This window comes from Burkholderia sp. GbtcB21 (assembly GCF_019091065.1).
Classification (GTDB): Bacteria; Pseudomonadota; Gammaproteobacteria; order Burkholderiales; family Burkholderiaceae; genus Burkholderia; species Burkholderia pyrrocinia_C.
The window spans coordinates 1-8,726 of sequence record NZ_JAGXKA010000041.1 but is presented as its reverse complement, the minus strand read 5'-3'; the positions used below and the strand labels follow the sequence as shown (position 1 = coordinate 8,726).

Genomic DNA, 8,726 nt, shown 5'->3' with positions numbered 1-8,726 from the left:
ATGATTGAGCTCGACAACCAGGCCGACATCCTGACCCGGGAGGAGTACTACCCGTATGGCGGCACCGCCGTGTGGTCCGCGCGCAGCGACATCGAGACCAAATACAAATATGTGCGCTACTCGGGCCAGGAGCGCGACGCCTCCGGACTGTATTACTACGGCCTGCGCTACTACGCTCCGTGGCTCGGCCGATGGCTCAACCCCGATCCCGCCGGACCCGTCGACGGGCTCAATCTCTTCTGCATGGTCACGAACAATCCGGTTACACGACGAGATATCCTTGGACTGGGGCCGCTCGACTGGGTACGCTCGCGGCTACAACGTAGCTACGAACGTATTGACTCGGGCAGTTCCACAAACAACTCTGCCCCCGGACGCTCACCATTTGAGACTCGTGCACATATTGGCACGCATCATTCGCGCGCCCCGGGCCCTAATCCACCGTTAATGCCTGAACAATTGGGACAATTTTACATAGATTTGCATAGAGGCAATTATACCTTCGCGGGTTCAGCCATCACCGGCACGAACGAGGAGAGGCAGCAGTCTTTCCGTCAGCATGTAACTAGCGAGCTTGCTATGGATATCGTCGCCTCGATGGCGAACCAAGCATTGTTCTATGAACCATATAGAGAATTCGCTGAGATATTTGAGGGTGCCTACGGCCCTGCATCAGAAAGCAATGCTGTTAACAGGCGAAGCTACGATATAGAAAAAATTACTCCAGAGGGGGTAAAAATTAATTTTGAATATGAATTTGATATTGAATCGTTCCAAAGTCTAAATTCTGGTGATACTTTCATGGCTCCTTCTGAAGGAGGATTTCAAGCGCGCCTGAATTTTTCCATGTTTGCTTCTGTTGCTTCTGGGGCTGAAGTGTCGGCCAGCGGAAGCCCTGATGAATTGCAATTCACAAGTAAGTACATTGATTTGCCATCCATTGCTATCAGTGAAATAGGTTCTGAACGCGCTAAAAATGAGGAATTGACGCAAATTGGCGAACCTTCCAATCTTAACGAGGCCATGAGTAGTGCGCCACCTTCTTCGAAGGGCGAACAAAATCTAACGCAGCCGCAAATGCTGTTATCGTCGAGTGCTGCAAATAACCCGCAAGCCGCCTTTTCAGCAGCGACTGCAACATTCCTTTTATTTTTTATGATGATGTTTATGAATCGCCGCTCATGGCATTAAAAATAGAGGTCGTGCTTGGCTTCTAAAGCATGGGCGATTCGACGAATGAAAAGGTATTCTGGCGAGTAATGTTACCGTTTCCGATTCGGCGACCGCCAGTGCTGCCTTGTCACGGCGATCGTCACCGCAGTCGACAACTGCGGCTTGTTTGTATTCAATGGAAACTCGCGGAGGTCAACGGGTTAAGTAGGAGTTGATTCGAATAGACGAACTGCGCAAAACGCGGCAGGCGATTGGTAATTGAGACGTATCTGCGTGCGTTGCTGGTTGCAGAGAATTTCGTATTGTCCGGATAGGTAGATCATTCGTGACCGCCTGATTCTCTCTGGCTTGTATCCCGTTGTTGATTGAACGGAGGAGCTCAAATGAACAAGCAGGTATTTCAGGAGGCCACGAGGCTATCTGACCTGTTGGCCAGCCGCTGGTATGATCCGGTAACGGAAGCGATGTTCGAATTTGATGTCGACACCCCGGCGCGACAGGCAGCATTTCTCGCTCAGATTGCCCACGAGTCAGCAGGATTTACTCAATTGATGGAGTCGTTCAACTATTCAGTGGAAGGGCTGAAGATTTTTGGCATGCGACTCAGCGAACAGCAGCGAGCCCGGCTTGGGCGGCAGTCCGGCGAGCGTGTATTGCCCCTCGGACGGCAGCAGGAAATTGCCAACATTGTGTATGGTGGACGATTTGGCAACCATGAAGCATCCTCGGGCGACGGCTGGCGCTACCGGGGGCGCGGCTTGAAGCAGATTACCTTCGCGGATAACTACTGTGATTGTGGTGATGCGCTGGGGGTTGACCTGCTCGCACAGCCTGAACTTCTTGAGCAGGACACCTACGCAGCGCTCTCGGCAGGCTGGTTCTGGTATTCGCGCGGGTTGAACGAATTTGCTGACCGCGGGGACTTCGATGGCACGACCCGAATCATCAATGGCACCGCGATGGTGGGGAGTGAGCAGCGCACATTGTTTTGGAACCGCGCGAAGCAGGTTTTGATGGCGTAGTGTAAAGGTCCACGATCATTCGTTGTGAAGATATATTTGATAATTAAGATTGAGAAGGCGTGCCTTTGATTGGGAGGGAGGGGTTATTATGTCGCCTATTGATCCTGAGTGCGTGAAACGTAACCTCGCCTATATAATCGCCATCACCACGGTGCTGATGATTGCCGCAGTCATATCAGGTTTGGGCTACCCGACAGATCGGGTCGGTGACCTCGAAATCGGTCTGGCCATGGGCAACTTACTTACTCTAACTGGTCTCGTTCTCGCACATTACTTTAAGCGTGATAAAGATTCCGGGGAAATGGAGAGTCATGATCATGAAGACGCGCGTTAGTTTCAAGGCGCCATAATATTTATACCATCTTGGAGTTTTCTTCACCCTCTCCATGACGATGCGGATCTCTGAGAATGTCGATTTCCACCGATAAAAACTCCGCAACCGAATTCCAACGTCATATCGGAACGTTCGTAAGAAGGGAACAACAATCCAGCGGTAGCACAATTGAAAGCACTACCGAGCCTTGACGACGTGATCCAGCAGAGCGCGCGGCAAATCATTCGATAGTTGATCAAGGCGGAATTGGCGGTATTGTTCGAACGGAAGATACTGGAGGGCTCGCGTGCGGACGTGACCGGCCCTCCGGGTGGAGTGCGAGATTCTCGCATCATCGGCCGGCACCGATTCACGTGTCGAAGTTGAACAATCGTTCGGGTTCGGGCGAAGTTCAATTCGGGCCTTGTGTCTCGTATGTGTGCTGCTTGCCGCGCGTGTCGGCGGCGTTCGTGGCGCTCTATCTGCGCGACATCTGTACGGGTAATAGGAATAGGCATTGAGCGTGCTGGTGGGCAAAGACGCCAAGGGACCCTCTCCGAGCATCGCGAGGCGTATGCAGACGTAATGGGCCGAGAAGTTCGAGCGATAGAATAATTTTTGATCCGCCCCGACTCAGATTAACACCGGGGGCAGGTCACATTTTTTAGAATGATTCAATGACACGGCAGAAATAGAGAAGGTCGGACCATAAGACCACCTCCAGGGTCGAGTTGGTTGGGTAAGTGCGTTGCAACGAAATTTGAACGACAGGTGCTTCGAGTTACATTTCAAACACAACATTGCCAATAAAAACATATCCAATTCTGTTTATTGTTTTAATATAAATTCCATTGTATCTAAGATTAAGCAAATCGGATCGAAGGTGAGAGATTGCTTTGTTTAGCGTGTTGTCAGAAACGATCATTCCATGACTAGACCATAGCGTGTCCACAAGGAATTCTCGATGGAGAATCTCATTGGGATACAGGCAAAAAACAACCAAAAGACGAGTTGAGGATGGTTTAAGTAGGGAAAAATCCGATGAGCTGGAACTTCCAATCCAATCGATTTTTGGATCAAATATTATGCGGTTGTTTATTACGAATTTACCTTTAAATGTATCGCTTAAGTTTATGGGGTTGCGCTCTTCCGTGTGTGGTATTTTTTTGAGAGTCAATTTCGGATGGATGATGTTGCTAGTCATAATGCCCCCGTATGGAAAATTATATTCTTTGTATCGAGTCTAGGGTGGATATGGCGTGCTATGGAGTCGAAGTGGAGGTATATGCTTGCCTATCAAGCAATCATCCCAGTATGTGGGATGAGTTTTCTTACAAATATATAAAATACATTACGAATTTAATGATGACTATTGTTGACGAGTGCATCAATCTCAAGATGAAATCATAGGCCTCGGTGCGGATTGTTCAATAAGGGTAAACATTGTGGCCTTTATTTGAGGAAATGAAGTCGGTGCGTTGTTAATTGCGTGGTTAATGGGTAACTTATTCCGCTTCTGCTGAGCCGTATGGTATCTATAGCCGATTGGCGGTGCTCAAGCTATTGGATTGAGATGGGGAAGCCGTTGCCGTTGGCAAATTGGGGGGCTGGGTGGTCATCCGTCATTCGGTCCGAACTCGAGTTAGCGTACGCCGTGTTCGCAAAGCAGGCGATAGAGTGTTACGCGCGAAATGCCAAGAGACCGTGCTACTTCGCTTGGCCTGCCAGCATGGCGCCGGAATAGAAGTTCGATGCACTTCCGCTCCGCCGCCTTACGGGCCTGGGCAAGCGTAATTGGCGTGCCCCGGACAAAGTCGGCGAGCTCGAGATCTGCTGCGGTGATTAAGGCCCCTTCCGACATTATGATCGCTCGCCGCACACGGTTGATGAGTTCACGCACATTACCGGGCCAATCGTAGTCGTGGAGCGCCTTGATTGCATCGGCCGAAAAGCCGTGCAGACGGCGGCCTGCGTCTTTTTTGTAACGTTCGAGCACGTGCCGTGCTAGCAAGTCGATGTCCTTGCCGCGCTCGCGCAGTGGCGGTTCCTTGACGTGCAGGACACAAAGGCGGTGATAGAGATCAGACCGGAAGCGTCTTTCTCGCATCATTTGATCTATGTCAATATGCGTAGCCGAAATAATGCGTGTATCTACCGGGATTGACGTGTGGCCACCAAGTCTTTCTACCTTTCGGTCCTCCAGGAAACGCAGGAGACTAACCTGACATTCAAATGGCATGTCACCGATCTCGTCAAGGAAGAGTGTGCCACCGTTAGCGTCTTCAATTCTGCCTGTCTTGCGCTTGGTCGCCCCTGTAAACGCGCCGCGCTCAAACCCGAAGAGCTCGGATTGCAACAAGTGAGGTGGAATCGCACCGCAATTGATCGCGACAAAGGGGCCTTTAGCGTTCCGCGAATGGTTGTGGATCGCGGCGGCCGTCAGCTCCTTTCCTGTGCCCGACTCACCCGAAATGAATACGGGCGCATCGGTCGTCGCGATCTTGCGGATCATGCGAAAGAGCGCGCGCATCGCCCCACACGAGCCAATCATCTCGCCTTCGTATTCGGACGAACTTGAATCGCAATCGGATATCTTTCCTAAATTTACCATTCTGTATGCGACCTCAATCGCGAAAATTGCGCGTTGTTCGTCGTGCGGCATGGTCACACAGTCGAAGCAGAAACCAAGCACGATCCTGCGTAACGCGTCATCTTGCAACTGCCCTTCCGTCGTCGCAGCCACCCATCCAATGTTGGGCATCGAGAGATACCATTCAAGTTCATTTATTTTTTGCAATCCGAGCTGACTTGAAAGATCAAGAAGCCCAACGGAAATCATGTTATTGCATGCAATTTTACGTATATCGCGCGCGTGTGTTATCACGTCGACATGCCAGTCGAGTTTTCGAAACGCCATAATAAGTTGATCGATCGGTGCGTGGGTGACATAAATTAACTGCCGATTTGTGCGTTTCATTATTTATATATTTTCGTGGAGATGAGTGGGTAGCGTTGGGCGCGTGTTTGCGTGAAATTGATTTGAAGAATTGGTGCTGTGCGCAACGCCATGCCGTCAAATTTGTTTTGTCATGAGCGCTTATCGTGGTTCCCGTTTTGTTAGTCGCATTTTTGAATTTTTGCTTGGATGCGCCATATTATTATGATGATTCGCGTCATATTTTCAATGTCTTGGCAGAATACGTCACACAAAATCACATCCTGTTGCTTGTGTGCGGATATATAGTTGGTCTTGAGATTGTCAGCGTCGGATGAGCAAGTCAGGCAGTGGGCCAGAAGTTAACGCCTTGGGACACACCTGAGGCATCGGTACAATCGCCTCGAGCACTTCTGTAATATTTGCGGAATTTAGTTTGCCGCGGGATGTGTGCATTCTGGAAGATTTGTATCGGTAGATTAGGCGATCTCACTTCGATCCAAGTTGAAAATTGGATTGCGAATGGTGTGGGGTGTCGCGAATCGGTCGTAGTTGAGTTGCATTTGTAATCCTAAAGGGCACGTCAATAAACCGCGCAGACGCTGGCATGATGTCGCTGACGCCGAAGGCATGAGGGTGTGAAGATGATCAAGGTCAGTCGGTTCGCGGAGCAGCAGCGAGAGACCAAGCTGGACAAGATTGGCGATGCGCCGAGCAAGCAGGGCGAGCATGTGGACTTTGCGGCTCTGGCCAAGGAGATTGACGAGGCGGCGCCCGGGCCGGTCCGTGAGCGCGGTGGTCGCCCGCCGTTTCCTACCGAACTGATGGTGCGGGTGCGGGTGGTACAGCAGCTCAACAACCTCAGCGACGAGCAGATGGAGTTCCAGCATCTGGATCGACTGAGCTTGAACAGCGGCGCAACCGGCGCATCGCCAAGCCCCGCGCCCGTGTGGAGCAAGTGTTCGGCGCCTTGGAGCAGATGGGCGGCAAGATGCTGCGCTCGATCGGCTTGGCGCGGGTGACGCTGCATCTGAACTGGAAGGCCGCCGCGTACACTCTGCGGCGCCTGTGTTCGCTGATGGAGGTGGGCCCCGGGCCATTCTGATGTCCGAAATGGGCTTGGGCCGGCCGGAAACGACGGGATCCGAGCTGCCGAGGGCGAAAAAATCGCCTCACTTCGCGTGTGCTGCGCATCGGCTAGGTCGCAGTGTCGTCACGGCGGAGTTAGCTCAAACGAGCAGTAATTCGAGGTGCCCCAATGAGATTGAGGTGGGCGCCTGCATCAACAATAGAGTGACATCGTCCTTTGATTTTTTGGGACTGATCCGTGTGCAATTTGTTCTGATTTCACTTGCGAGTTGCTTTGCGTCGGCGATGTGTATTGCGATCCTGATCTGACCATCATTATGATCGGGTGTTCAGAGGTTATTGGTTATTTTTAATGTTAAATGATCATGAAATATCTCCTTCAATTGACCGCCGTAGAAATACTTACATTGGAACAGCTTTCTGCCAATCACCGGTACCGCGACGTTCGAGTTCGTGCTTCTGGACTCTTGATGCTTAGCAGTGGCTTGACGGTATCAAGGGTGGCTGGGAAGCTGAATGTCAGTGTGCAATCGCTCTACAACTGGATTCGTCTGTGGCAAGCGATTGGTGTGTGTGGCTTGCTCGGTGGGCATAAAGGAGGGCGACCCAAGGTGTTGCCCGAAACCATGCTTGTTGCGGCGTTAGCGCTGGGAATGTCTGATTTTCTCACGCTGAGGCAGATAGCTCAGCGTCTCGAAGTACAGTACGGAATGCCACTGCCTTGTCGCCTCGAGACTCTGGGCGCAGCCTTGAGAAGGGGGGGGTGGTCAGCTAGGCGCAGTCGCGATCTGGCTTCTTACTGAGAGGTGTACTAAATATTGCCTCGGGCGTGAAGGAAATTCTGCATAACTCGACTCCGGCTGAGCTTGCAATGAGTCGCCGAGTCATTGAGCGAGCCTATCCGAAACTTTGTGTGCGAGGCATAAACTGGTGACCAAGGAGCCACTTTTATGCCACGCAAACGCAAGGAAGAAGTGACGATCGAACCGGGCAAGGGCTTGAACCTGGACCCGGAACTGATCAAGCAACTGGTGCCCGGAACGCTGGACCGGGCGACGATCAACGACAGCTTGCGCGACAAGGGATTGATCTGCGCGCGGGCACAGTGGTGGATGCTGATCAGCGCCCTGACCTCGACCAAGAACGCCTCGGGCGAACGCGACCCGGAGATGCATCAGAGCGGCGTTGTTGCATAAAACTGTCCCGAGGACGAAGTGATGCCTTTGTTCATGATCTCAGGCGATACGAACGGACTGCGGGCGTGCGAGTTCAGTCTTGCGGTTGAGCGCGCCCACACGGACGGCGACTTCAGTCGCCTGCGAGTCGATGCACTGAGCCCACAGGCAGGGGCCAGTGAGCGTCTTGAACTGATACATGGCGTTCTCGGCAAGCGAACGACGGTGATAGCCGCTGCTCTTCTTCCATTCTCGGCGGCCGAGTCGGGCGATCGTATCGACTGCTTCGTTGCGCCATGCGGCGCCCTGCACGCTCGCCTTCCAGTAAGCAGCACCATCGCGTGGCGGGATGCTCGGTTTCGCACCGCGTGCCGCAATCGCGGCATGGCACGGCTTGGACTCTTAAGCGCTGTCGCCGCCAACGGTATCGAGCCGTGCGTCGGGCGGAATCTGGTCAAGCAACTCGGCCAAGACATCACCGTCGGCGACGTCCTGATGCGTCATCAGCACGGCGCGCACCTGAGCAGTGTTCGCGGCGAGCGCGATATGCACTTTGCGCCACGTGCGACGCTTCGAATAGCCATGCTGGCGCACCGGCCATTCGCCTTCGCCGTAGATCTTCACACCCGTGCTGTCGACCACCAGATCGATCGGTTCGTCGTCGCGAAAGATCGGCAGTTGGACCTCAAGTCGACGCTACCAACCATACTTTGTCGACCAGCCGCGTTACGTGAACGACGCTTCGATCCAGCAATGGGGCTATGCCGACACCTTGTACTACGACCCATTGGGACGCGAACGGGAAGTCGTCACGTCTCTCGGCTACCTGCAACGTACCAGCTATTACCCGTGGTTTACCGTTGCCGAGGATCTGAATGACACGCTGACGGAAGTACTAGGATCATGACTACTGTGACCATCTCCGATGCGGCGACCGCGCGCCGTTGCCAGGGCACGCCGACTATCGCCGTGGTCGACAATCGCGGTCTGACGGTGCGTACCGTCCAGTACAACCGCGC

9 protein-coding genes and 2 pseudogenes are annotated in these 8,726 nt (G+C 52.8%); 8 read left to right on the top strand and 3 right to left on the bottom strand.

Annotated elements, in window-relative coordinates:
• The 3 genes from KVT39_RS38570 to KVT39_RS35770 all read left to right on the top strand — a co-directional run.
• A partial coding sequence (locus KVT39_RS38570; RefSeq protein WP_306795621.1) for an RHS repeat-associated core domain-containing protein occupies positions 1-1,191 on the top strand: 1,191 nt, incomplete at its 5' end.
• Positions 1,192-1,556: 365 nt separating this feature from the next.
• Positions 1,557-2,195 carry a glycoside hydrolase family 19 protein gene (locus tag KVT39_RS35775; protein ID WP_217591343.1) on the top strand — a complete coding sequence of 213 codons (639 nt, stop codon included), beginning with the start codon at positions 1,557-1,559 and terminating at the stop codon, positions 2,193-2,195.
• Between the two features lie 112 nt (positions 2,196-2,307).
• Positions 2,308-2,529, top strand: coding sequence for a hypothetical protein (locus tag KVT39_RS35770; protein WP_217591342.1), 222 nt, complete (start codon positions 2,308-2,310; stop codon positions 2,527-2,529).
• Positions 2,530-3,289: 760 nt separating this feature from the next.
• On the opposite strand, the gene KVT39_RS38735 is transcribed toward KVT39_RS35770, so the two are convergent.
• Both KVT39_RS38735 and KVT39_RS35760 read right to left on the bottom strand, forming a co-directional pair.
• A complete protein-coding gene (locus KVT39_RS38735) occupies positions 3,290-3,712 on the bottom strand; it encodes a winged helix-turn-helix domain-containing protein (protein WP_217591341.1) in 423 nt (140 codons plus the stop codon).
• A gap of 438 nt (positions 3,713-4,150) precedes the next feature.
• Positions 4,151-5,485 (bottom strand): sigma-54 dependent transcriptional regulator, encoded by a 1,335-nt coding sequence (locus KVT39_RS35760; protein ID WP_217591340.1) that lies wholly within the window; start codon positions 5,483-5,485, stop codon positions 4,151-4,153.
• A gap of 602 nt (positions 5,486-6,087) precedes the next feature.
• On the opposite strand from KVT39_RS35760, the pseudogene KVT39_RS38250 reads away from it, so the two are divergent.
• The 4 genes and pseudogenes from KVT39_RS38250 to KVT39_RS35745 form a co-directional block, all read left to right on the top strand.
• A pseudogene (locus KVT39_RS38250) lies at positions 6,088-6,348 on the top strand (transposase); the annotation flags it as partial.
• Between the two features lie 44 nt (positions 6,349-6,392).
• On the top strand, positions 6,393-6,548 hold the full coding sequence (locus KVT39_RS38730) for a hypothetical protein (RefSeq protein WP_368858966.1): 156 nt from the start codon (positions 6,393-6,395) through the stop codon (positions 6,546-6,548).
• Positions 6,549-6,891: 343 nt separating this feature from the next.
• Positions 6,892-7,335 carry a helix-turn-helix domain-containing protein gene (locus KVT39_RS35750; RefSeq protein ID WP_306795620.1) on the top strand — a complete coding sequence of 148 codons (444 nt, stop codon included), beginning with the start codon at positions 6,892-6,894 and terminating at the stop codon, positions 7,333-7,335.
• A 147-nt stretch (positions 7,336-7,482) separates the two neighbouring features.
• Complete coding sequence (locus KVT39_RS35745; RefSeq protein ID WP_217591344.1) at positions 7,483-7,728, top strand: hypothetical protein; 246 nt, start codon at positions 7,483-7,485, stop codon at positions 7,726-7,728.
• Between the two features lie 39 nt (positions 7,729-7,767).
• On the opposite strand, the pseudogene KVT39_RS35740 reads toward KVT39_RS35745, so the two are convergent.
• Positions 7,768-8,403: pseudogene (locus KVT39_RS35740) on the bottom strand (IS5 family transposase); the annotation flags it as partial.
• Positions 8,404-8,437: 34 nt separating this feature from the next.
• Here KVT39_RS35740 and KVT39_RS35735 point away from each other — a divergent pair.
• Entirely contained in the window at positions 8,438-8,614 is a 177-nt protein-coding gene (locus KVT39_RS35735; RefSeq protein WP_217591338.1) for a hypothetical protein, read from the top strand.
• Positions 8,615-8,726 lie beyond the last annotated feature (112 nt).

Bases quoted from the DNA above. Each gene is read 5' to 3' on its own strand.
- KVT39_RS35775 (WP_217591343.1), top strand. From the start codon at position 1,557: ATGAACAAGCAGGTATTTCAGGAGGCCACGAGGCTATCTGACCTGTTG.
- KVT39_RS38735 (WP_217591341.1), bottom strand. From the start codon at position 3,712: ATGACTAGCAACATCATCCATCCGAAATTGACTCTCAAAAAAATACCA.
- KVT39_RS35760 (WP_217591340.1), bottom strand. From the start codon at position 5,485: ATGAAACGCACAAATCGGCAGTTAATTTATGTCACCCACGCACCGATC.
- KVT39_RS35750 (WP_306795620.1), top strand. From the start codon at position 6,892: ATGATCATGAAATATCTCCTTCAATTGACCGCCGTAGAAATACTTACA.
- KVT39_RS35745 (WP_217591344.1), top strand. From the start codon at position 7,483: ATGCCACGCAAACGCAAGGAAGAAGTGACGATCGAACCGGGCAAGGGC.